This is a genomic window from Streptomyces sp. NPDC005262 (assembly GCF_042872425.1).
Classification (GTDB): domain Bacteria; phylum Actinomycetota; class Actinomycetes; order Streptomycetales; family Streptomycetaceae; genus Streptomyces.
In genome coordinates this window covers 619,984-642,088 of the sequence record NZ_JBIAKK010000002.1, presented here as the reverse complement: position 1 = coordinate 642,088, position 22,105 = coordinate 619,984, and the positions used below count along the sequence as shown (strand labels likewise).

21 protein-coding genes are annotated in these 22,105 nt (G+C 71.6%); 7 read left to right on the top strand and 14 right to left on the bottom strand.

Features of this window, described 5'->3' with window-relative positions:
- Positions 1 to 118 precede the first annotated feature (118 nt).
- The 7 genes from ACFYP5_RS08070 to ACFYP5_RS08040 form a co-directional block, all read right to left on the bottom strand.
- Entirely contained in the window at positions 119 to 1,024 is a 906-nt protein-coding gene (locus ACFYP5_RS08070) for an alpha/beta fold hydrolase (protein WP_389032090.1), read from the bottom strand.
- Positions 1,021 to 2,178 carry a branched-chain amino acid ABC transporter permease gene (locus tag ACFYP5_RS08065; RefSeq protein ID WP_389032087.1) on the bottom strand — a complete coding sequence of 386 codons (1,158 nt, stop codon included), beginning with the start codon at positions 2,176 to 2,178 and terminating at the stop codon, positions 1,021 to 1,023. Before ACFYP5_RS08065 ends, ACFYP5_RS08070 begins: the two co-directional genes overlap by 4 nt.
- The gene (locus tag ACFYP5_RS08060) at positions 2,175 to 3,062 is read right to left on the bottom strand and encodes a branched-chain amino acid ABC transporter permease (protein ID WP_389032085.1); all 888 of its coding nucleotides are present in this window, start codon (positions 3,060 to 3,062) and stop codon (positions 2,175 to 2,177) included. The genes ACFYP5_RS08065 and ACFYP5_RS08060 overlap by 4 nt, the downstream gene beginning before the upstream one ends.
- Positions 3,062 to 3,808: an ABC transporter ATP-binding protein gene (locus ACFYP5_RS08055; RefSeq protein ID WP_389032082.1), complete on the bottom strand. Its 747-nt coding sequence runs from the start codon at positions 3,806 to 3,808 to the stop codon at positions 3,062 to 3,064. The genes ACFYP5_RS08060 and ACFYP5_RS08055 overlap by 1 nt, the downstream gene beginning before the upstream one ends.
- Entirely contained in the window at positions 3,805 to 4,596 is a 792-nt protein-coding gene (locus tag ACFYP5_RS08050; RefSeq protein WP_389032080.1) for an ABC transporter ATP-binding protein, read from the bottom strand. Before ACFYP5_RS08050 ends, ACFYP5_RS08055 begins: the two co-directional genes overlap by 4 nt.
- Before the next feature lie 3 nt (positions 4,597 to 4,599).
- Positions 4,600 to 5,847 carry a substrate-binding domain-containing protein gene (locus tag ACFYP5_RS08045; RefSeq protein WP_389032077.1) on the bottom strand — a complete coding sequence of 416 codons (1,248 nt, stop codon included), beginning with the start codon at positions 5,845 to 5,847 and terminating at the stop codon, positions 4,600 to 4,602.
- 278 nt (positions 5,848 to 6,125) lie between these two features.
- Positions 6,126 to 6,737, bottom strand: a complete 612-nt coding sequence (locus ACFYP5_RS08040; RefSeq protein ID WP_389032074.1) for a TetR family transcriptional regulator — start codon at positions 6,735 to 6,737, stop codon at positions 6,126 to 6,128.
- Positions 6,738 to 6,965: 228 nt separating this feature from the next.
- Here ACFYP5_RS08040 and ACFYP5_RS08035 point away from each other — a divergent pair, with 228 nt between their 5' ends.
- The 3 genes from ACFYP5_RS08035 to ACFYP5_RS08025 all read left to right on the top strand — a co-directional run bounded on the left by ACFYP5_RS08035 (position 6,966) and on the right by ACFYP5_RS08025 (position 10,206).
- Complete coding sequence (locus tag ACFYP5_RS08035; protein ID WP_389032072.1) at positions 6,966 to 8,300, top strand: glycosyltransferase family 4 protein; 1,335 nt, start codon at positions 6,966 to 6,968, stop codon at positions 8,298 to 8,300.
- A 62-nt stretch (positions 8,301 to 8,362) separates the two neighbouring features.
- Complete coding sequence (locus ACFYP5_RS08030) at positions 8,363 to 9,133, top strand: class I SAM-dependent methyltransferase (RefSeq protein WP_389032069.1); 771 nt, start codon at positions 8,363 to 8,365, stop codon at positions 9,131 to 9,133.
- Complete coding sequence (locus ACFYP5_RS08025; protein ID WP_371796320.1) at positions 9,130 to 10,206, top strand: prenyltransferase; 1,077 nt, start codon at positions 9,130 to 9,132, stop codon at positions 10,204 to 10,206. The genes ACFYP5_RS08030 and ACFYP5_RS08025 overlap by 4 nt, the downstream gene beginning before the upstream one ends.
- A gap of 27 nt (positions 10,207 to 10,233) precedes the next feature.
- Here the strand turns inward: ACFYP5_RS08025 and ACFYP5_RS08020 are convergent, their stop codons facing one another.
- A complete protein-coding gene (locus ACFYP5_RS08020) occupies positions 10,234 to 10,527 on the bottom strand; it encodes a hypothetical protein (RefSeq protein ID WP_313937069.1) in 294 nt (97 codons plus the stop codon).
- Positions 10,528 to 10,677: 150 nt separating this feature from the next.
- Between ACFYP5_RS08020 and ACFYP5_RS08015 the strand changes: the two genes are divergently transcribed.
- The gene (locus ACFYP5_RS08015) at positions 10,678 to 11,229 is read left to right on the top strand and encodes a hypothetical protein (protein ID WP_389032067.1); all 552 of its coding nucleotides are present in this window, start codon (positions 10,678 to 10,680) and stop codon (positions 11,227 to 11,229) included.
- 40 nt (positions 11,230 to 11,269) lie between these two features.
- Positions 11,270 to 12,046, top strand: coding sequence for a maleylpyruvate isomerase family mycothiol-dependent enzyme (locus tag ACFYP5_RS08010; protein ID WP_389032065.1), 777 nt, complete (start codon positions 11,270 to 11,272; stop codon positions 12,044 to 12,046).
- A gap of 173 nt (positions 12,047 to 12,219) precedes the next feature.
- Here ACFYP5_RS08010 and ACFYP5_RS08005 read toward each other — a convergent pair whose 3' ends face one another.
- The 6 genes from ACFYP5_RS08005 to ACFYP5_RS07980 form a co-directional block, all read right to left on the bottom strand.
- Positions 12,220 to 13,233, bottom strand: a complete 1,014-nt coding sequence (locus tag ACFYP5_RS08005) for an LLM class F420-dependent oxidoreductase (protein ID WP_389032062.1) — start codon at positions 13,231 to 13,233, stop codon at positions 12,220 to 12,222.
- 114 nt (positions 13,234 to 13,347) lie between these two features.
- Positions 13,348 to 14,190, bottom strand: a complete 843-nt coding sequence (locus ACFYP5_RS08000) for a hypothetical protein (protein WP_389032059.1) — start codon at positions 14,188 to 14,190, stop codon at positions 13,348 to 13,350.
- A gap of 209 nt (positions 14,191 to 14,399) precedes the next feature.
- On the bottom strand, positions 14,400 to 15,326 hold the full coding sequence (locus ACFYP5_RS07995; RefSeq protein ID WP_389032057.1) for an N-acetylmuramoyl-L-alanine amidase: 927 nt from the start codon (positions 15,324 to 15,326) through the stop codon (positions 14,400 to 14,402).
- A gap of 22 nt (positions 15,327 to 15,348) precedes the next feature.
- Positions 15,349 to 15,936 (bottom strand): class I SAM-dependent methyltransferase, encoded by a 588-nt coding sequence (locus ACFYP5_RS07990; RefSeq protein ID WP_389032978.1) that lies wholly within the window; start codon positions 15,934 to 15,936, stop codon positions 15,349 to 15,351.
- A 134-nt stretch (positions 15,937 to 16,070) separates the two neighbouring features.
- Positions 16,071 to 16,298: a hypothetical protein gene (locus ACFYP5_RS07985; protein ID WP_389032054.1), complete on the bottom strand. Its 228-nt coding sequence runs from the start codon at positions 16,296 to 16,298 to the stop codon at positions 16,071 to 16,073.
- Positions 16,299 to 16,344: 46 nt separating this feature from the next.
- On the bottom strand, positions 16,345 to 18,144 hold the full coding sequence (locus ACFYP5_RS07980; RefSeq protein WP_389032052.1) for an MFS transporter: 1,800 nt from the start codon (positions 18,142 to 18,144) through the stop codon (positions 16,345 to 16,347).
- A 248-nt stretch (positions 18,145 to 18,392) separates the two neighbouring features.
- On the opposite strand from ACFYP5_RS07980, the gene ACFYP5_RS07975 reads away from it, so the two are divergent.
- A complete protein-coding gene (locus ACFYP5_RS07975) occupies positions 18,393 to 20,570 on the top strand; it encodes an acyl-CoA dehydrogenase (protein WP_389032049.1) in 2,178 nt (725 codons plus the stop codon).
- 184 nt (positions 20,571 to 20,754) lie between these two features.
- Complete coding sequence (locus ACFYP5_RS07970) at positions 20,755 to 21,951, top strand: lipid-transfer protein (protein ID WP_389032047.1); 1,197 nt, start codon at positions 20,755 to 20,757, stop codon at positions 21,949 to 21,951.
- Positions 21,952 to 22,105: the final 154 nt, after the last annotated feature.

The window sequence follows — 22,105 nt, the reverse complement described above, 5'->3', positions numbered from 1 at the left end:
TTGCTGCCGTCCTGTTCTCAAGCGCCGGTCGGGCTCGGAAGACGTCCTCGATCGCCACCCGGGCCGGGTTCTGCCCGGGTGGGGTGGGTCGTGCCCGGCGGGCCGCCTGAGGGTGTGCTCAGGCGTTGCCCGGCACGGGTGTGTTCGCCAGTGCCACCAGTCGGGTGGCGATCTCCTGCGCGCCCGCGCCACCCGTGAGCACCGTGTAGTGATTGACGTCCGGTGCCGCCACCGGCTCCACTCGCGTGTCCCCGAGGCCGGCCACCGCCAGTCGCTGTTCGTCGTACAGCCCCTGCTCCTCGTCCATCAGACCGCGCGCCGCCCACAGCAGAGTCGCCGGTACCGGCAACTTCCTCACGGCCGAAAGCACTTCCTCCTCGAAGAGGCCGATCCCGTCCGTGCGAACCGCCTCGATCCGGCAGGTGGAGTGCATCGTCGGCTCCTCGCCCGTCAGGTCGCGCTGGATGTACGCATCGACCTCCGGCGACCAGGCGCCCCCGGCGAACGCGGGGTGCGCCTGCCAGAACGCCCGGTAGGCGGCGCGGTCGGCGAACGTCATCGACAGCCGGTCCATGGCCGGGCCGATCACCGCCGCCATGAGTTCGTCCGGAGAAAGATGGGTGGGGGCCGGGAAGCCGACCCCGCCGTCGACGAGCAGCAGCGGACCGAAGCGCTCCGGATGCCGTACGGCGGCCAGGGCCGCCACGAACGCGCCCATCGAGTGTCCGGCCAGCACCACCCGGTCCAGGCCGAGCGCCCCGGTCAGCGCGGCGACGTCATCGGCATGTGCCGCGATCCCGTACGGGCCGGGCAGCCCGGCGCTCGCCGCCCGGCCGCGCAGATCCGGGGCGATCAGCGTGACCCGTCCGGCCAGCATCCCGGCCACCGTGCCCCAGGAGAGCGAGTTGGCCGTGATGCCGTGCAGGGCCACGACCACCGGCGCACCGGGCTCCCCGGCCGGCCAGCGCAGCGCCGCCAGCTCGCCCCCGGTGACCGGGACACGTATCTCTTCGTACGGGGTCATGAGTGCCGGTTCTCCTTCCGGGCGACTGCGCCCGCTCTGGTTGCGCCTCTGGGTGCACGGAGGGCGGAGCCCAGCCGGGACGGCAGCCGTGCCAGCCCGCCCGGCAGCAGATGTACCACGGCCACGAACAGCACACCGAGCAGGAACAGCGGCTGGGAGAGCGGTACCCGCAGCACCGCGGGCAGGTCGGCGACCGCCCCCGAGCCGGCGAGATCGCCGAGCCGGTGATCGGCCCACGTGTACAGGATGCCGCCGACCATCGGCCCCCAGCGGGTACCCGAACCGCCCAGCACCACCATCACCAGCAGCGACAATGTGAAGTCCGAGGTCGTCGTCTGGGGTGTGGAGCCGCCGGTGAGCAGCAGATGGACGAGTCCGCCGAGCGCCGCCAGCGCACCGGCCAGGACGAAGGCCGTCAGCTTGAACCCGTACGGCCGCAGCCCCAGCACCTCCACCCGGCGTTCGTTCTCCTTGATGCCTTCCCAGACCCGCCCGGTCGGCGACCGGACCGCCCAGTGGACGACGGCCAGGGTGAGCACCAGATAGCCGAGCGCGACCCAGTACAGGTTGGCCGTGTGCTCGATGCCCACGAGCCCGGACGGCAGCAGCTCGGCGGGCGCGGCCCGGCCCTCCTCGCCGCCGGTGAAGCCACCGGGGTTGCGGGAGACCAGGATCGAGCCCGCCTGGGCGAAGGCCAGCGTCACCATGGAGAAGCCGATACCGGTGACCCGCAGGCTCACCGAACCCAGCACCAGGGCGAGCGCGATCCCGAAGCAGACGCCGACCAGGGCCGAGACGGCGAACGGCAGACCGGCCTCCAGCATGATCGTGTTCGTGGCGTAGCTGCCTGCGGCGAAGTACAGCGCATGACCGAAGGAGAGCAGCCCGGTGCGGCCGAGCAGCAGGTCGTAGCCGGTGGCCAGGGCACCGAACAGCAGGCAGGTGGCGAGGAGTTGCAGGCTTCCCGCACTTCCGACGGGGCCGTCGAGCAGGCCCGGCAGCGGCAGCGCGCTGTACGGCGCGACGATCAGCACCACCAGCACGGCGGCCGGCCACCAGCGCAGCAGCCGGGCCGTGCCGGCGCCGGCCGGTGCGTCGGACGGCGCCGCCGGCGTGGCGCTCGTGCGGTCGGGTGTCCCGGTCACGGTGCTCACGCGATCCTCCCCGTCAGTCCGCGCGGCCGTACGAGCAGCAGCGCGGCGAGCAGGACGACGACGGCCAGGTCGCCGAGGCCCGCTGCGGTGTAGTAGTTGGCGAACTGCTGGACCAGGCCGATCACGACGGACGCCGCGGCGGCGCCGGTCACCGAACCCATGCCGCCGGTGACCACCACGACGAACGCGAAGATCAGCAGCGAGGTGCCCTGCCGGGGGTCGACCGAGCCGAAGTACAGCCCGCCGAGCGCCCCGCCGAGCGCGGCGGCCGAGCCGCCGATCGCGAAGACGAGGGTGAACGCCTTCCGTACGTCGATGCCGAGCGCGGTCACCATCGCCCGGTCCTCGACCCCCGCCCGTACGACCAGTCCGTGCCGGGTCCGCCCCAGGAAGAGCCGCAGCGCGACCAGCACCACGACCGCGGCCGCGATCAGCACCAGGCGGTTGACCGGAACTTCCGCGCCCAGCAGGGAGAACGTGCCGGACAGTGCCTCGGGCCCGGGGAAGCGCAGGGCGTCCGAGCCCCAGATGCCCGACAGCAGCGCCGGGACGGCGAGCCCCACCCCGACCGTGGCGAGCACCTGCTCGCGCGGCCGGGTGTACAGCGGGCGGACGACGGCGAGCTCCAGCACCACGGCGGCGACGGTGCCCACCGCCGTACCGAAGAGGACCGCGAGGACGAAGCCCGCACCGCCGGGGCCCGCGCCCGGCAGGTTCCCGGACGCCGCCCACCAGGTGCCGTACGCGCCGATGGAGAGCAGCGCGCCGTGGGCGAAGTTGAGCACGTCCATCAGGCCGAAGATCAGCGATAGCCCGGAGGCGATCAGGAAGTAGAGCGCTCCCAGACCGAGTCCGGTCATGGCGAGCAGAACGACGGTGGACATCAGGAATCCGCCTCCACGGAAGGTGCTTCGGTGGCCGGGCCGCGCCCCACGCCCAGCAGCCGGCGCGCCGCCTCCGCGTCGCCCAGCAGCTCACCGGCCGGGCCCTGGTGGGCGGTTCGGCCGTCGGCGAGCACGGTGCAGTGGGCGGCCAGGCGCCGTACGACGGCGAGGTTCTGTTCCACGAGCAGCACCGGTACCGCCTCGGCGGCCCGTTCGAGCACCTCGGCGACCTCGGTGACCACCTTGGGCGCCAGTCCCTTGGTGGGTTCGTCGGCGATGATCAGCCGGTTGCCGTTGAGCAGGGTGCGGCCGATGGCCACCATCTGCTGCTGACCGCCGGAGAGCGTCCCGGCCAACTGCCTTTCCCGGAGCTTCAGTTCGGGGAAGAGTTCATGGACGAGCGGGTACGCCGGCTCGCCTGCCCCGCGCCGCTCGGCCAGTCGCAGGTTCTCCGCCACGGTCAGCCCGGCGAAGACGCCGCGGTCCTCGGGGGCGTAGCCGATGCCCTGCCGGACCAGCGTGTGGGTGGGCAGCGCCACGGTCTCCTCGCCGTCGAGCCGGACGCTGCCGGTGCGCGGCACGAGACCGAGGATGCCGCGGACGGTCGTGGTCTTCCCGGCGCCGTTCCGGCCGAGGAGCGCGGTCACCCCGTGCCGGGCGACGTCCAGGTCCACCCCGTGCAGGATGTGCCGGCCGCCGATGAGGACCCGCAGGTCCCGTACGGTGAGAAGCGTTCCGGTCGTCACAGCCCCTCCCCGAGGTATGCCTGCTGCACGGTCGGGTCGGCGGTCACGGCCTCGGGGGTGTCCAGCGCCAGCAGCCGGCCGTGGTGCATCACGGCGAGCCGGTCGGCCAGCCCCAGCAGGACGTCCATGTGGTGTTCGACCATGAGGACGGTGCGGCCCTCGTCCCGGTGCAGGGTGCGGATCAGTTCGGTGAGCGCGGGGACCTCCTCCGCGCTCACCCCGGCCATCGGCTCGTCGAGCAGCATCAGCCGCGGCTCTCCCACCAGCAGCACCGCCAGCTCCAGTTTCCGCTTCTCGCCGTGCGACAGCTCGGACGCCAGGGCCCCGGCGCGGTGGCCGAGCCCGGTGCGCTCCAGTACGCCGTGTACGTCGTCGGTGTACGGGGAAGCGCGCCGCCATACGCGGTACGAACCGCCCCGGGCGGCCTGTGCGGCCAGCCGGACGTGGTCGGCCACGCTCATCCCCGGCCAGAGGCTGGAGGTCTGGAACGTCCGGCCGATCCCGCGCCGGGCCCGGGCGTGCGCGGGCCGGCCGGTCATGTCCGTGCCGTCCAGCGCGATGGTGCCCGAGGTGGCCTTGGTCAGCCCGCTGATCAGGTTGAACAGTGAGGTCTTGCCCGCCCCGTTGGGGCCGATGAAGGCGAGGAACTCGCCCTCGCGGACGTCCAGCGTGATGTCCTCGACGATGGTCGCCCCGCCGACGCCCCAGCCGAGGCCGGTCAGCCGGAGCACGGGGGCGGTGCTCCGCGCCCCGCTCCCGTGTTCCGTCGTGATGCCCGGTGCGGCCATCGGTCAGCCCGCCGAGGGCTTCGCGGGCGGCGCCACCTTGTCCATCGGCTCGGTGGTCACCAGCTTCGGCTCGGCGGTGGCGCCCTTGCCGGTCAGTTTGGCCACGAACATCGGCTGAATCAGGGCGTGGTCCTCGGCCCGCACCTGCTCCTTGCCCTTCACTCCGTCGAAGGTCCAGCCCTCCAGGGCCTTCGCCATGGCGGCGGGATCGGTGGCGCTGCCCTCCTCCACCGCGTGCACGATCATCTGTGCGGCGGTGAAGCCGTCGGGAGTGAACAGGTCAGGGGTGCCCCCGGCCTTGGTCACGGAGTCCAGCATCGACTTCTCCACGGCGTTGCCGCCGCCCGCACCGGGGAAGTAGTGCGCCAGGAACGAGACCTTGGAACCGGCGGCGCCGAAGATCGGGTACGAGGCCGTGCCGGCCAGGCCGGTGACGACCTTGGACGCGCCCAGCACACCCTGCTGGTCCAGCGCGGTCCACAGCGCGGGGGCGGTGGAACCCGCCCAGGCCACGAAGACCAGATCCGGACCGGCGGCCTTCACCTGCCGGGCGAACGGGGTCAGGTCCGTGGCGCTCGGCGGGGCCAGCACGGAGCCGACCGTTGCGCCCTTGCCACCGAGGACGGCCTTCACCGCGGCGACGTTGGCCTGGCCGAAGGTGGAGTCCTGGGCCAGCACGGTGACCTTCTTGCCCTCGGCCTCGCCGAGCATCGTCCCGGCGGTGAGGATGTCCTGGTAGGACTGCCGGCCGGAGCGGAACGTGTAGTCGTTGATCCCGGTCACGGCATCGGTCGCGGCGGGCCCGCTGACGTACAGGACCTTGTTCTGCGCGGCGAGCGGCGCCATCTGCAGGGCGACCCCGGAGTCCGTGGTCCCGGCGAGCACCTTGTAGCCCTTGCCGATCAGGTTCTTCGCGGCGGAGACCGCCTTGCCCGGATCGCCCGCGTCGTCCTGCTCGGTGACCTCGATGCGCTGCCCGGCGACCTTGCCGGTGCCGTGCGTCGCGTAGTCCAGGCCTGCCATGAACCCGTCGCGGTACTGCTTCCCGTAGTCCGCGAGCAGCCCGGTCCGGGAGTAGACCAGCCCCACCTTGACGGTCTGGCCCTTCGCGCTCTTGCCGGACGCGGAGTCCGCCTCACCCGCCTTCCCGGCGGCGGTGCAGCCGGCCAGCAGGAGTCCTGCGGCGGCCAGGGTGACGACGGCGGAGAGGGATCTGCGGTGGTGGACGGTGCCTGTGGCTCTGCGACGCATGGTGACCGGCTCCTCGGCGGGGTTCCTGTGATGTCGCCGAACCGTATGAACACCGTGGCGCCGTCGACATGGTGCAGGACGCCCCACCTGAGGCGGTGCGCATGTGCGGGCCGCACATGGCCCGGGGCCGGGGGTGAGGGGGTGCGTCCCGCAGGCCGGCCCTCGTCAACACCCCTTCTTCTGCTGGGACATGACTCTGGGCCGTGGCGCGTCGGCACGGACCGCACGGGTGCCGGGACCGGGCCTGCGGTGGGCCTGCAGGCCCACCGCGCGACGCGCTAGGACGCTTCCGGGGGTGACGTCACGTCGATCAGCCGGCACACCGTCTCGATGTCTATCTTCACCTGGGCGATCGACGCCCGTCCCGACAGCCAGGTGATCAGCGCCGAGTGCCAGGTGTGCTCGATGACCCGGACCGCGGACAGCTGCTCGGGCGTCGGGTGCTCCAGCCCCATCGAGTCCAGGATGATCGCCGTCGTGAGCCGCGAGACGGTGTCCACCTCGGGGCTCACGCTGCGGTCCGCGAAGGTCAGCGCGCGCACCATCGCGTCCGCCAGATGCGGTTCGCGCTGCAGCGCGCGGAACGCCCGCATCAGCGTGTCGGCGACCCGCTGTGCCGCGTCGTCCCCGGCCGGAGGCCGTTTGCGCAGCGTTCCGTGCATGTGCTGGAGCTGGTCCTGCATGGTGGCGACCAGCAGATGGATCTTGGACGGGAAGTACCGGTACAGCGTGCCCAGGGCGACCCCGGCGGCCTCCGCCACCTCCCGCATCTGCACCGCCTCGAACCCGCCCCTGCTGGCGAGCTGGGCGCTGGCGTGCAGGATGCGGCGGCGGCGGGCCTCCTGCCGTTCCGTCAGGGGCGGCGATGCCGGCTTGGCTTCCGCTGTCATGTGTCCCCATCCATGGCTTCTGTCCGCAACCGGAGGAGGCGCGTGGGCTCCCGGCGGCGCACAGCATGCCAGGGTGCCGGTCGTGGCGCGAATCACCTGATCCGGCCGTTGCGCCGACGCTACCTGCCGGTAGATTCGTAGCTCATTGAACGTTCCAGTCTGAAACTTGTTCTAGATTAGCGTGAGCGGTTACGCTCCGGCGAACACGCAGTGAGAAGGGGGCCGAGTGTGACCGCTGAGGCCATAGAGACAGGCCCCCGCACGGGCAGTGACACGTCGGCCGCCACCGCCGACGGGCGACCGTTGCGCATCGCACTCCTCACCTACAAGGGCAACCCCTTCTGCGGCGGCCAGGGTGTGTACGTACGCCACCTCGGCCGCGAGCTGGCCCGCCTCGGCCACAGCGTCGAAGTGATCGGTGCCCAGCCCTATCCCGTACTCGACGAGGGCGTCCCGCTCACCGAGCTGCCGAGCCTGGACCTCTACCGTCAGCCCGACCCGTTCCGCACCCCGCGGCGCGGCGAGTACCGGGACTGGATCGACGCAGCCGAGGTCGCCACCATGTGGACCGGCGGCTTCCCGGAGCCGCTCACCTTCAGCCTGCGTGCCCGCCGCCATCTCGCCTCCCGTCGCGGCCAGTTCGACGTCATCCACGACAACCAGACCCTCGGGTACGGGCTGTTGGCGGACCTCGGTGCCCCGCTCGTCACCACCATCCACCACCCCATCACCGTCGACCGGCAGCTGGATCTGGACGCCGCCGACAGCCGGCGCCGCCGCGCCTCCGTACGCCGCTGGTACGCCTTCACCCGCATGCAGAAGCGGGTGGCGCGCAGGCTGCCGTCGGTGCTCACCGTCTCCGGCTCCTCCAAGCAGGAGATCGTCGACCATCTCGGGGTGCGGCAGGACCGGATCCATGTCGTGCACATCGGCGCGGACACCGACCTGTGGTCGCCCGACCCGTCGGTCGCCGAGGTGCCCGGCCGGATCGTCACCACCTCCAGTGCCGACGTCCCACTGAAGGGCCTCGTCCACCTCGTCGAGGCGCTCGCCAAACTCCGCACCGAGAACCCGCAGGCGCACCTCGTGGTCGTCGGCAAGCGGGCCGAGGACGGGCCCGTCGCGCAGGCCATCGAGCGGTACGGCCTCCAGGACGCCGTCCGCTTCGTCAAGGGCATCAGCGACGCCGAACTCGTCGACCTGGTGCGCAGCGCCGAGGTCGCCTGCGTCCCCTCGCTGTACGAAGGGTTCTCGCTGCCGGCTGCCGAGGCCATGGCCACCGGCACCCCGCTCGTCGCGACCACCGGCGGTGCGATCCCCGAGGTCGCGGGTCCGGACGGCGAGACCTGTCTGGCCGTGCAGCCCGCGGACGCCGGGGCCCTGGCCGCCGCGCTCGCCCGGCTGCTCGGAGACCCGGAGCTGCGGGCCCGGCTCGGCGCCGAGGGCCGAGCCCGGGTGCTGGCCCGGTTCACCTGGAAGCAGGCGGCCATCGGCACCGCGGAGCTCTACCGGCAGGCGATCGCCGCCCGCGCCGCCACCGCGCAACCCGGCGGCCGACGGTGACCCCGCAGTCCGCCCCCGCTGTCCCTGCCCCCTGAACCCCTCGACCGCGAAAGCAGGCACTTGTGCTGACCGTGGACTTCACCCGCTTCCCGCTCGCCGTAGGCGACCGAGTGCTCGACCTGGGCTGCGGCGCCGGGCGCCACGCCTTCGAGTGCTACCGGCGCGGCGCCCAGGTCGTGGCACTCGACCGGAACGGCGAGGAGATCCGCGAGGTCGCGAAGTGGTTCGCGGCGATGAAGGAGGCCGGAGAGGCCCCCGCGGGCGCCACCGCGACCGCGATGGAGGGCGACGCGCTCAACCTGCCGTTCCCCGACGAGTCCTTCGACGTCGTCATCATCTCCGAGGTGATGGAGCACATCCCCGACGACAAGGGCGTGCTCGCCGAGATGGTCCGGGTCCTCAAGCCGGGCGGCCGGATCGCCGTCACCGTGCCGCGGTACGGCCCCGAGAAGGTCTGCTGGGCCCTTTCCGACGCGTACCACGAGGTCGAGGGCGGCCACATCCGCATCTACCGGGCCGAGGAACTCCTCGGCAAGATGCGCGGCGCCGGCCTCAAGCCGTACGGCACCCACCACGCGCACGCGCTGCACTCCCCGTACTGGTGGCTCAAGTGCGCATTCGGCGTCGACAACGACAAGGCGCTGCCGGTCCGTGCGTACCACAAGCTGCTGGTCTGGGACATCATGAAGAAGCCCGCCGTCACCCGGGTCGCCGAGCAACTGCTCAACCCGGTCGTCGGCAAGAGCTTCGTCGCGTACGCCACCAAGCCGCACCTGCCCAAGGCCGCTGCCGCTGCAGCTGCCGCGAACGACCTTTCGAAGGCCGAGGCGTGACCACTCCCGAGCAGACCGAACACCTCGTGCTGCCCGGAGTGCTCACCGCGGAGCAGGCGACGGAGACCGTCGCCGCGCTGCTCGCCGTGCAGCGCGAGGACGGTGCTCTGCCCTGGTTCCGAGGCCACCACCTCGACCCGTGGGACCACACCGAAGCCGCCATGGCCCTCGACGCCGCGGGCGAGCACGCCGCCGCGGAGCGCGCGTACGACTGGCTGGCCCGGCACCAGAACAAGGACGGCTCCTGGTACGCCGCCTACCACGACGGCGACCCGGACCGGCCGACCGACCGGGGCCTGGAGTCCAACTTCTGCGCGTACGTGGCCGTCGGCGTCTGGCACCACTATCTCGCCACCGGCGACGACGGGTTCATCGACCGGATGTGGCCGACCGTGTACGCGGCCGTCGAATTCGTCCTGCGGCTCCAGCAGCCCGGCGGCCAGATCGGCTGGAAGCGCGAACCCGACGGTACTCCGGTCGACGACGCGCTGCTGACCGGCAGCTCCTCCATCCACCAGGCACTGCGCTGCGCACTCGCCATCGCCGAGCAGCGCGAAGAGCCGCAGCCGGACTGGGAGTTGGCGACCGGCGCGCTCGCGCACGCGATCCGCAGCCACCCCGAACGCTTCCTCGACAAGAGCCGCTACTCGATGGACTGGTACTACCCGGTCCTCGGCGGCGCGCTCACCGGAGCGGCCGCCAAGGAGCGGATGGAGGAAGCCTGGGACCGCTTCGTCGTCCCCGGCCTAGGGGTGCGCTGCGTGCTGCCCAACCCTTGGGTGACGGGTGGCGAAAGCTGCGAACTCGCCCTGGCTCTCTGGGTGATGGGGGAGTCCGACCGGGCCCTGGAGATCCTCCAGTCCATCCAGCATCTGCGTGCCGAGGGCGGCATGTACTGGACGGGGTACGTCTTCGAAGGCAACCGGGCGTTCTGGCCGGAGGAACTCACCACCTGGACCGCCGGATCGCTGCTGCTCGCCGTGGCCGCCCTGGGGGGCGATGAGGCGACCGTCGCGGTATTCGGCGGCGAACGGCTGCCGACGGGCCTGGAGCCGGACTGCTGCGCCCCCTAGGGGCGGGCCCGACGGCCGGGCGGGGGGTTACGGACGGCGGATACGGCCCGCCACCGCGTGTCCGATGAAGAGATAGACGATGGCTGCGAGGCCGTATCCGGAGACGACCCGCGCCCAGGCCTCGTCGAACGTGAACAGGTCGTACGACCAGCCGGCCAGCCAGCGGGCGGCGTTCTTGACGAAGGCCACGAGGTCGTTGCCCCGGTTCGCGTCCAGCAGGTACATCAGGATCCACAAGCCGATGATGAAGGCCATGACGTCGGCCACCACGGCTATGACACGTGCGGCGGTGCTGCTTCTCGTGCCTGTTCCAGGAGACATGGATACCAGGTTGCCGTTTTCCGCGGACCGAAACCCGGTCGGCACCCCTTGAGTGGCGCGGCGCGCGGACCCGGGTGAGCCTGGCAGGGCGTGCCGCACCGCGGCGCCCACCGCCGAACTCATTGATGTGCCCCGTCAGGGAGGCCCGCTGTGCCCAGTTCCGTACCGCTCCGCCGTCTGTTCGTGGCGCTGCTGTTGTCCTGCACCGTACTGGTGAGCGTCACGGCGTGCGGCAACGACTCCGGTACCGGCGCGAGCGCCTCCGCGACACCGAGCGGTACGGCGTCGGCGCAGAAGCAGAAGCTGGCCAAGACGCGGTTCGTCGCCAACGCCGGGCTAGCTGCGGGCGCGACGTATCAGTGGATCATCAAGCCGTACCGTGCGGGCAAGTTCAAGAAGGGTGCGGACGGCCGGACGTTCGCTCTGGTCAAGGCCGGGCTCGCGGGCGGCTTCGCCTACAACCGGCTCAAGGCGGCATCGGTGAACGCCAAGGGCGACCCGCTGCTGTCGAAGGCGGTCGCACCGCTGACGGCGGGGATCGAGTCGCTCAAGGGGATGGGCACCAAGCTCCGCAACGGCCAGGCGGGCGCGGGGGATGTCGGCGCCTTCGAGGACGTCATCACCAACATCAAGGACGCCGGCAAGAGCGCGGGCGCCGAGGTGAAGGACAAGGTGCCGACCGCCTCCCAGCTCGGTGGATAACCGCATGGGGGTGGCGGCACACGAGCAATAGGCTGCCGTCATGACGCTTCTGGCACACGACCACTACTGCGAAGAGATCCTCCGTCAGACCGACGGGCTGAGAACCGTGATCAGCGGCGCGGACCTCGGTGCGAAGGTTCCGACCTGCCCCGAGTGGACGTTGCGCGACCTCGCCGTCCACGTCGGCGGAGCCCACCGCTGGGTCGACGAGATCATCCGTACCCGGGCGACCGAGGCGGTCCCGGACGAGCAGGTGCCGCAGTTCACGCCGGACCGTGACGACCCCGCGACGCTCGACGCGTGGCTGGCCGACGGGGCCGCGAAGACCGTCGCCGCCCTGCGCGAGGCCGGCGCCGGGCTGCCGGTCTGGGCCTGGGCATGGGACCGGAGCACCGGATTCTGGGCGCGGCGCATGGCCCACGAGACGGTCGTCCACCGCGCGGATGCGGCCGTCACGGTGAACGCCGACTACGAGGTGGCGCCCGAGCTGGCGGCCGACACGATCGACGAATGGCTGGAGATCGTCGCCTTCGCGCAGTCCGAGGGGGACAGGGAGGCCGTGGAGCTCCGGGGAGCCGGAAGGTCGCTTCATCTGCATGCCACGGACATGCCCGGGGCGGAGTGGCTGATCGAGTTCGGCGACGACGGATTCACCTGGCGGCGGGCACACGAGAAGGCGACGGTCGCGGTGCGCGGTCCGCTGACCGATCTGATGCTGGTGTTCAACCGGCGGCAGGGCGTGGACAGCGGGCGTGTCGAGGTGCTGGGTGAGCGGGAGCTGCTGGACTTCTGGCTGGAGCGGGCGAGGTTCGCATGAGGCGGGCGCCCAACGGCTGCCCCGTAGTCCCTGGCGGGCGCACGACGACAGCTGCGGCACCTCGCTGCGTTGTCGGAACGCCCGAATACGCCCGGTGCGATGACGCGCCTCCGCCTTGCGGTGCACCGCATCCGACGCCGCGCGCTGATCGACCAGGGATCACGGGACAGCCCTCAGGCGTTGTTGAGATCTGCCAGTACCCGCAGCGTGTGGGGATCCGGTGCCGTGACCAGCAGGTCGGTCACCGGGCCCTTGCGCCACAACTCCAGCCGCTCCGCGATCCGTTCACGTGGTCCGACGAGCGAGATCTCGTCGGCGAACGCGTCCGGCACGGCCAGCACCGCCTCCTCCTTGCGGCCCTCCAGGAACAGCCGCTGGATCCGCCGTGCCTCCTCCTCGAAGCCCATCCGGGCCATCAGGTCGGCATGGAAGTTACGGGCGGCATGACCCATCCCTCCGATGTAGAAACCGAGCATCGCCTTCACCGGTAACAGCCCCTCCGCGACATCGTCACAGACGTGCGCGCGGGCCATCGGCGCGATCATGAAGCCGTCGGGGAGGCCGGCCAGCGAAGCCACGTACACATCGGTGCGCAGCGGCGACCAGTACAGAGGCAGCCAGCCGTCCGCGATCCGCGTCGTCTGCGCGATGTTCTTCGGCCCCTCCGCGCCCAGCAGCACGGGCAGCCCGGCTCGCAGCGGGTGGGTGATCGGCTTCAGCGGCTTGCCGAGGCCGGTCGCGTCCGGACCGGTGTACGGATGCGAGTGGAAGCGTCCGGCCAGCTCGACCGGGGCCTCACGCCTGAGCACTTGCCGGATGATCTCGACGTACTCGCGGGTGGCGGTCAGCGGACTCTTCGGGAACGGGCGCCCGTACCAGCCCTCCACCACCTGCGGCCCGGAGAGCCCGAGCCCGAGCATCATCCGGCCGCCGGAGAGATGGTCGAGGGTCAGCGCGTGCATGGCGGTCGCGGTCGGGGTGCGCGCCGCCATCTGCGCGATGCCGGTGCCGAGCCGGATACGGGAGGTGTGGGCGGCGATCCAGGTCAGTGGGGTGAAGGCGTCGGAGCCCCAGGACTCCGCCGTCCACACCGAGTCGTAGCCCAGCCGCTCCGCCTCGCGGGCAAGCTCCAGATGGGCGGGGTCCGGGCCGCGGCCCCAGTAGCCGAGAGCGAGTCCGAGCCGCATGACGGTCCCTCCGAACATATATGACCACGCGTCAGTTCGATCCGCACGGACGGAGGGTATGACAGCGGCCCCCCGCCCGGAAGGGGCGAGGGGCCGCCGGAGAAGGAGCTGTGGTCAGCCGCGCTGGATGCCCGTGGTGTCCTGAAGCACACCGCGACGGCCGTCCTGGGTCTGGGCGATGAGGCCCGGACCGCGCTGCTCCACCGCGAGGTACCAGGTGCCCGGCGCCAGTTCGGCGATCGGGCTCGGCGAACCGTCCTCGCCGTACAGCGGACGGGCCACCGGCACCGCGAACCAGAACGGCGTGAAGTCACCCGCCGGCGCCGAGCCGCCCTGCGGGGCCTGCTGCTGCGCCTGCGGCGCGTGCGCCATGGCGGGATCGGGCTGACCGGGCTGCGGCTGCGCACCGTACGGCTGCGGCTGACCCGGCTGGGCGCCGTACGGCTGCTGCTGGGCGCCGGGGTACCCGTAACCCTGGCCCGGCTGCGGCTGGCCACCGTACGGCGACTGCACGGCCTGCGGACGCGGGGCGCCCATCAGAGGAGCCTTGAGCGCCGGGACGAGCGGCGTCGCGACCGCGCCGCCGGCGAGCACGATGGCCGCGAGCAGGCCGAGGATCAGGCCGGTACCCGCGTCGCTGGCGTCGATGATCGTCCAGAATGCCGTCCACAGCGCGAAGACGCAGAAGGCGGCGCCGAATTGACCGAGGTCGAGGCCGACGACCTTGCGGCTCGGCATGGCGCGGCCCACGACCACCAGCACCGCACCGATGATACCGGCCAGGAAGACGCTCATGAGGACCCCGAGGGCGTCCCACGCATTCGGGGCGTCGAAGCCGGAGCAGTTGAGGCCCGCAGGGCAGTCGATGCCGGCGAGGTCGAGGAAAGAGGCGATGAACAGCACCACCGCTGCGCCGATCACCACGCCATCGCCTCGAGTGAGGGAGCGGATATTCACGTGAAGGTCCTTAGTCGGTCGTCTCGTCGGGGCGGTCGTCGCTGCCGCCGGTACGGCGGGCACGGCGCGAAGCTCGGAGGCGGCTCCCCACCGTACGGATGAATCTATCGTCTGCCCGGACGGGTTGTGTCCCGGCCCGGACGTTGGGCGGCCACCCCCCGTAATACCCCCGCACAACTACCGCACAACTACCGCACAACTTCTCTGCTTTACCCCTTGAAGTAGGAAGTGATGCCATCGGCAATGCCTTGTGCGGCCTTCTGGCGCCAACCCGCACTGGTGAGCAGAGCGGCGTCCTTCGGATCACGCATATTGCCGCACTCGATGAACACCTTGGGCACGGTCGACAAATTCAGCCCGCCCAGATCACTGCGGGTGTCCAACCCCGTATTGCCGCCGACGTAATTGGAAGGCGCACTTCCGGTGGCGCGGACGAAGAGCCCCGCGATACGGGTGCCGAGATCACGGGAGGGATCCACGATCTTCGAGGTGTCGGCGGCTCCGCCGCGCACGAGTGCGGGAAGGATCACATGGAACCCCCGGTTGCCGGCCGCGGAACCGTCCGCGTGCACCGAGACGACCGCGTCGGCCTTGGCGTTGTTGCCGATCCGGGCCCGCTCGTCGACGCACGGGCCGTACGGGCGGTCGTTGTCGTACGTCAGGATCACCTTCGCGCCCTGCGCCTGGAGCAGCGCGCGCATCCGGTGCGAAACATCCAGCGTGAACTGGGCCTCCGCGTAACCGGAGTTGGTGGACGTACCGGTGGTGTCGCACTCCTTGTGCGTGGTACCGATGTCCACCTGGCGGCTGATCTCGCGGGTGTGCAGATGGTTGTTCGGGTTGTGCCCGGGATCGATGACGACGGTCTTCCCGGACAGCGGTCCCGACGCCCGGCCGCCCGTGGTCTTCGAGGGTGACGCGGACGTCTTCTCCGGCGTCGGAGCGCTCCGGGACGGCGGGACCGACGGCGGCACGGCGGAGGTGGCGCTGCTGTCCTGCCGGGGCCGGGCCTGCGCCCCGCCGCTGTCGCCGCCCGCTCCGCAGCCCGCGGCACTCAGGCACACGGCTGCGAGCGCGGCGGCGACGAGCAGGGGCCGGCGGTGCGGGGTGGGGGAAACGCTGTCGTCGTACGGCACGCCGCGATGCTATCCGGGCGGCTCAGATCCCCGTTCCCGTACGGCGCAGGACGCGCAGCGAGTCCGTGACCGACACCTCGGTGAACGCCCCGGACTCCAGCGCCCGCAGATACACCCGGTACGGGGCCTGGCCGCCGTGCGCGGGATCGGGGAACACGTCGTGGATCACGAGCAGCCCGCCCTCGGCGAGATGCGGCGCCCAGCCCTCGTAGTCGCCGTTCGCATGCTCGTCGGTGTGCCCGCCGTCGATGAAGACGAAGCCGACCTTCCCGCCCCAGACGGCCGCGACCTGCGGGGAGCGGCCGACGAGCGCCACGACATGGTCTTCGAGCCCGGCCGCGTGCAGGGTGCGGCGGAACGTCGGCAGTGTGTCCATCCGGCCGACCTCCGGGTCCACGACGGTCGGGTCGTGGTACTCCCAGCCGGGCTGCTGCTCCTCGCTGCCACGGTGATGGTCGACGGTGAGCGCCGTCACACCGGCCGCCCGGGCGGCGTCGGCGAGCAGGATCGTGGACCGCCCGCAGTACGTCCCGACCTCCAGCAGCGGCAGACCGAGCGCGGCGGCGTCGGTCGCGGCCGCGTGGAGGGCGAGCCCCTCGCCCACCGGCATGAACCCCTTGGCGGCCTGAAAGGCGGCGAGAATCTCGGGCTTGGGCTCGGCGGCCACGGGGTTCCTCCTGGCGGTACGGGGATCGAACGGCGCCCCATGGTGCCGTACGGCCTGGTCGGCGGTGTCGGCGGGGGTCAGGAGCGAGGCATGTCGGGGATGGCCTTCCCGGCGAGATCGATCAGCGCCTGGACTTTCGGCAGATCCGCCGCGACCTCCTCCGCCGTCACAGCCGGCGCTTCGGCGGAGCGGTATCCGACTTCGTTGCGGCGAGTGCGCACGCGGTTGAACGGGCGCAGAATCGAGCCGAGCGGCTGGTCGAGCTGCGCACGCACCGCGAACAGGGACCGGAAGGTCGGGCCCACCGCTCCCTGCCGTGTTGCTCTGGTTGGCTCCGCGCCTCTCAACCACTCACGACGGCACCGCGGTTCGACGCTCCGGTGCGCTGACCGTCAGTACGAGGTCGACCTCGGCCGGCAGGCCGGTCGCCGGATATGCCGCCGGGCAGGCGCGCGGCGCGTATCCGGAGGCGGAACCGGCCAGGACGAAGCTGCCGGTGGACGGGGCGGCCAGGGTGTACCGGCCGGCTTCGTCCGTCACGGTGAGTCCCGCCTGCCGCCCCATCCGGTCGATCAGAGTGACGTTGGCGCGGGGCACCGGTGTGCCGTCCGCGTCCAGCACCCTGCCCCGGAAGCCCTCCGACCGGACGACGGGGCTGGAGGCCTCCTGGGCGGGCGTCGCCCCGTCCGTGCTGCTGGCCAGCAGCACCGGCCGCAGCGCGTCGCGCTGCGACGGCAGGAACGCGGCCAGTACCAGACCGATCAGCACGGCGCCCGTGGCGATCATGAACGAGGTCCGGAACCCCTCCATCGAAGGCACCTGCCCCGGACCCATGCGCACCGAGGTGTTGGCCAGCACCATGCCGATCACGGCGCTCGACACCGACGTACCGATCGACCGCATCAGAGTGTTCAGACCGTTGGCCGCGCCGGTCTCCGACGGGTCGACGGCCCCGATGATCAGCGCGGGCAGCGAGGAGTACGCGAGCCCGATACCGGCCCCGAGCGCCACCGCGATCACCACGGTCTGCCAGGCGGCACTCATCAGACCGAGTCCTGCCCCGTATCCGATCGCGATGATCAGCATGCCGAGCATCAGTGACACCTTGGGGCCGCGGCGGGCCGACAGCCGGGCGTAAAGCGGGGCGACGAGCATCATGGTCAGACCCAGCGGCGCCACGCACAGGCCCGCCACGACCATCGACTGCCCGAGGCCGTACCCGGTCGAGACCGGCAGCTGGAGCAGCTGCGGCAGGACGAGCGAGACGGCGTAGAACGCGACGCCGACCATCACCGAGGTGAGGTTGGTGAGCAGTACCTCGCGCCGGGCCGAGGTCCTCAGATCGACCAGCGGCGCCGGGCTGCGCAGCTCGAAGAGCCCCCACACCACCAGGATCAGCAGGGACGCGGCGATCAGTCCGAGCGTGGTGGCCGAGGTCCAGCCCCAGTCGCTGCCCTTGGTGATCGGCAGCAGCAGGCAGACCAGGCCGAGCGAGAGCCCTAGCGCACCGGGCAGATCGAACCTGCCGGGCGCCCGCAGCGAGGTCTCCGGCACGGCGAGGACGGTCAGCACCATCGACAGCACCCCGAGGCCGGCTGCGCCGAAGAACAGTGTGTGCCAGTCGGCGTGCTGGGCGACCAGCGCGGCGGCGGGCAGCGCGAGCCCGCCGCCCACCCCGATCGAGGAGCTCATCAGCGCCATCGCCGAGCCGAGCTTCTCGCGCGGCAGCTCGTCGCGCATGATGCCGATGCCCAGCGGGATGGCGCCCATGGCGAAGCCCTGGAGCGCCCGTCCCGCGATCATGACCACGAGTTGATCGGTGAAGGCACAGATCAGCGAGCCGATCACCATGACGGCGAGGCTGGTGAGCAGCATCTTCCGCTTGCCGTAGAGGTCGCCGAGCCGGCCCATGATCGGTGTGGCGACGGCACCCGCGAGCAGGGTCGCGGTCAGTACCCAGGTGGCGTTGGACGGATCGGTGTGGAGAAGGGCGGGCAGGTCCTTGATGACGGGGACGAGCAGGGTCTGCATGACCGCGACGGTGATACCCGCGAAGGCGAGAACGGGGACCACACCGCCACCCGCACGGTGGGTCCGCGGATCGGGGAGCGGCTGCTCCCCGGCGTGCTGATCGTGCGTCGCTTGTGGCATGCGTGCGGCCTCCGGGCAGCGGAAGAAGGGGGTGGAGGTGGAGTGCGGTCCGGCGGCGGGCAGCAGTGACCGCCAAGTGGGTGCAGGTTGAACACTTCCGGATGTCCGCCGTATTCCTGTGAACGCAGGGCGAATGGGACACGACGCGTTCCTCGGTGGGAAGCGCACGGTCGTCCGACCTTCCATCGAATTGGAACGTGTTCTACTCTTGCGCCGTTCCAGTGGCCGCGACCGGCGAGGATCCGCATATGGGCATCGCAATCAGCCAAGAGCAGAGGGAGCTGGCGCAGTCCGTACGGGGGTGGCTGGCGCGCGCCGTGCCGCCGGAGGAGATCCGCAAACTCCTCGACGCGAGCACCCCTTCTGCGCCCGGCGTGCGCCCCGGCTACTGGGACGGGTTGGCGGAACAGGGTCTGCTCGCCCTCCATCTGCCCGAGGGGTACGGGGGCGGGGGCGGCGCACTCGTCGACCTCGCCGTGGTCCTGGAGGAGACGGGCCGGGCCGCGCTCCCCGGCCCCTACCTGGCCACCGCACTCGCTTCGGCGCTGCTCGGCGGGGCAGGCACGAGTGATCTTGCACGCGCCCTCGCGGACGGCACCCGCATCGGCGCCGTCGCCCTCGGCCCCGGCACCCTCACCGCTGTGGAGAGCGAGGGCGGCCATCTCCTCGACGGCGTCGCCCCGCCCGTGCTCTCCGGCGCCGATGCCGACCTGCTCCTGCTCCCCGCCGCATCGGCCGGCGGCACCCGCTGGTTCGCCGTCGACTCCGCTGCCGAAGGGCTGACCGTACGCCCGCACCGCGGCGCCGACCCGACCCGGCCCACCGCGGAGGTCCGCGCCGACGGCGTACTCGTCCCCGCGGCCCGTGCCGTACGCATCGACTCCGGGACCGTCCGCGACCTCGCCGCAGTCCTGTTCGCCGCCGAGGCATGCGGCACCGCAGCCTGGGCGCTGGACACCGCCGTCGCGTACGCCAAGGTCCGTGAACAGTTCGGCCGCCCCATCGGACAGTTCCAGGGCATCAAACACCTCTGCGCCGACATGCTGGTACGTGTCGAGCAGGCCCGCGCGCTGGTGTGGGACGCCGCCCGCGCGGCGGACGAGGCCCCGGAGGCACGCGCACTGGTCGCCGCCCTCGCCGCGGGCACCGCTCTGGACGCCGCCCACAGCTGCGCCAAGGACTGCATCCAGATCCTCGGCGGTATCGGCTTCACCTGGGAGCACGACGCCCACCTCCACCTGCGCCGGGCCGTGGTGGCGCGCCAGCTGCTCGGGGCCGGGGACGCGCACCGGCTGCGGGCGGCCCGGCTCGCCGAAGGCGGGGCCCGCCGCGAGCTCTCCCTGGAACTGCCCGCCGCAGCCGCTCGCCACCGTGCCGAGGCGCGCGAGACCATCGCCGCCGCCCGGGGCCTCGATCCGGAGGCGGCCCGCCGCGCCCTCGCCCCGGCCGGCTACGCCGCGCCGCACCTGCCCGCCCCGTACGGACTGGACGCCGGGCCGGTGCAACAGCTGGCCGTGCAACAGGAGTTGGCGGAACAGGGCGTGAAGGTGAGCGGGCTCGGAATCGCCACCTGGGTGGTGCCGTCGCTCCTCGCGTACGGGACGCCGGAGCAGCAGGACCGCTATCTCCTGCCCACCCTGCGCGGTGAACTCCTGTGGTGCCAGCTGTTCTCCGAGCCCGGCGCCGGCTCCGACCTCGCCTCGCTCCGGACGAGGGCGGAGCGGACCGCCGACGGCTGGCGGATCAACGGCCAGAAGGTGTGGACGAGCGCCGCCCAATGGGCCGACCACGGCATCCTGCTCGCCAGGACCGACCCGGACGCCCCCAAGCACCAGGGGATCGGCTACTTCCTCGTCGACATGAAGAACACCGCAGGTATCCACATCCGCCCGCTGAAGGAGATCACCGGCGACTCCCTCTTCAACGAGGTGTACTTCGACGACGTCCTGCTGCCCCCGGACGCGGTCGTCGGCGACATCCGCGACGGCTGGCGGGTCGCCCGAAACACCCTCGGCAACGAACGTGTCCACATGGCCGACCAGATGACCTTCGACACCGGCCTGGAAGCGCTGATCGCCCGCTCCGGCGAACTCGACGGCACGTACCGGGCGCGGATCGGCGCGCTGGCCGCCGAGGCGCACGCGCTCGCCTGCATCGGGCTGCGGACCACCATGCAACAGGTCTCCGGCCTGGAGCCGGGCGCCGGGGCATCCATCCGCAAACTCGTCCAGACCACACACCAGCAGAAGGTCGCCGAGCTCGCCCTGGAACTTCTGGGACCGGCCGGTGCGACCGACGAGGGCCCGGCGGCGCGGGCCCTGCACGGCTTTCTGATGTCCCGCTGCCTGACCGTCGCGGGTGGCACCACCCAGGTCCAGCTCAATGTCGTCGCCGAGCGCATCCTCGGCCTGCCCCGGGACCCGTGACACCCGCCGGGTACCGGTCGAGGAGCTTCACGCCCTCACCTGTGAGGGCACCACGGAGATGCACACTTTCGGGCTCGGTCAGGCGCTCACCGGTCACGCAGCCTTCCGCCGGCCGGACCCCGCTGCCATTATCTGACGCATCGTCAGATGAGTCGGAGCATGGCAGCGGCCCGGGAGGAAGTCCATGAAGGCCTACATCGTCGGTGTCGGGATGACGAAGTTCGAGAAGCCCGAGACGCGCGACTGGCAGTACTGGGACATGGTGAAGGAGGCCGGGGACGCGGCGCTGGCCGACGCCGGGATCCGTTACGAGCAGGTGCAGCAGGTCCCCGTCGGCTACTGCTTCCAGGCCTCCACGGCCGGCCAGCGCGCCGCGTACGAACTCGGACTGACCGGCGTACCCGTCTACAACGTCAACAACAACTGTGCGACCGGCTCCACCGCGCTGATGCTGGCCCGTCAGTTCGTCGAGGGCGGCATCAGCGACTGCGTGCTGACGCTCGGATTCGAGAAGATGGCGCGCGGGGCACTGGGCGGCGGCGGATCCGACGGCGGCGCGGCCGACTTCCGGACGTCGCCCGTCGCCCGGCACTACGGGATCATGGCCGCCGCCCACGGCTTCGAGATGTCCCCGCCCACCGCCCAGATATTCGGCAACGCGGCCCGCGAACACATGGACCGGTACGGGACGACCGAGGCGCAGCTCGCGGCGGTCGGCGCCAAGAACCACCGGCACTCGGTGAACAATCCGTACGCGCAGTTCCAGGACCCGTACACGGTCGACGACATCCTCGCCGCCCGGACCGTGCACCGCCCGCTGACCAAGCTCCAGTGCTCGCCCACCTCCGACGGGGCGGCCGCCGCCGTCGTCGTATCGGAACGGTTCGTGGAGAGCCACGGGCTGGGCGGTCGGGCCGTCGAGATCGTCGCCCAGGCCATGACGACCGACACCGGTGAGTCGTTCGCCTCCGGTACCTGCATCGACGCCGTCGGCCGGCCCATGTCCCGGGCCGCCGCCCAGCAGGTGTACGACACCTCGGGGCTCTCGCCGGCGGACCTCGACGTCATCGAGCTGCACGACTGCTTCTCCATCAACGAGCTCCTGACGTACGAGGCGCTCGGGCTGTGCGGCGAGGGCGAGTCCGGCAAGCTCGTCGAGTCCGGGGCCACCACCTACGGCGGCCGCTGGGTCGTCAACCCGTCCGGCGGACTGATCTCCAAGGGCCACCCGCTCGGCGCCACCGGCATCGCCCAGGCCGCCGAACTCACCTGGCAGCTGCGCGGCGAGGCGGGCCCCCGGCAGGTGCCCGATGCCCGGGTCGGACTCGCCCACAACATCGGGCTCGGCGGCGCGGCGGTGGTCACGATGCTCCGTCGCTGAGAGCTGTCGCGTGGGCCCCGGTGGATCGGCGCGCGGCGTCGGATGCGACGCATCGCAGGTCGGTGAGGCGTCCTCGTACCAGCTGTATGCCGGCGTTCCGGCAACGCGGCGAGGTGCCGTGGCCGCCGTCGTGCGCCCGCCAGGTGTCACGGGT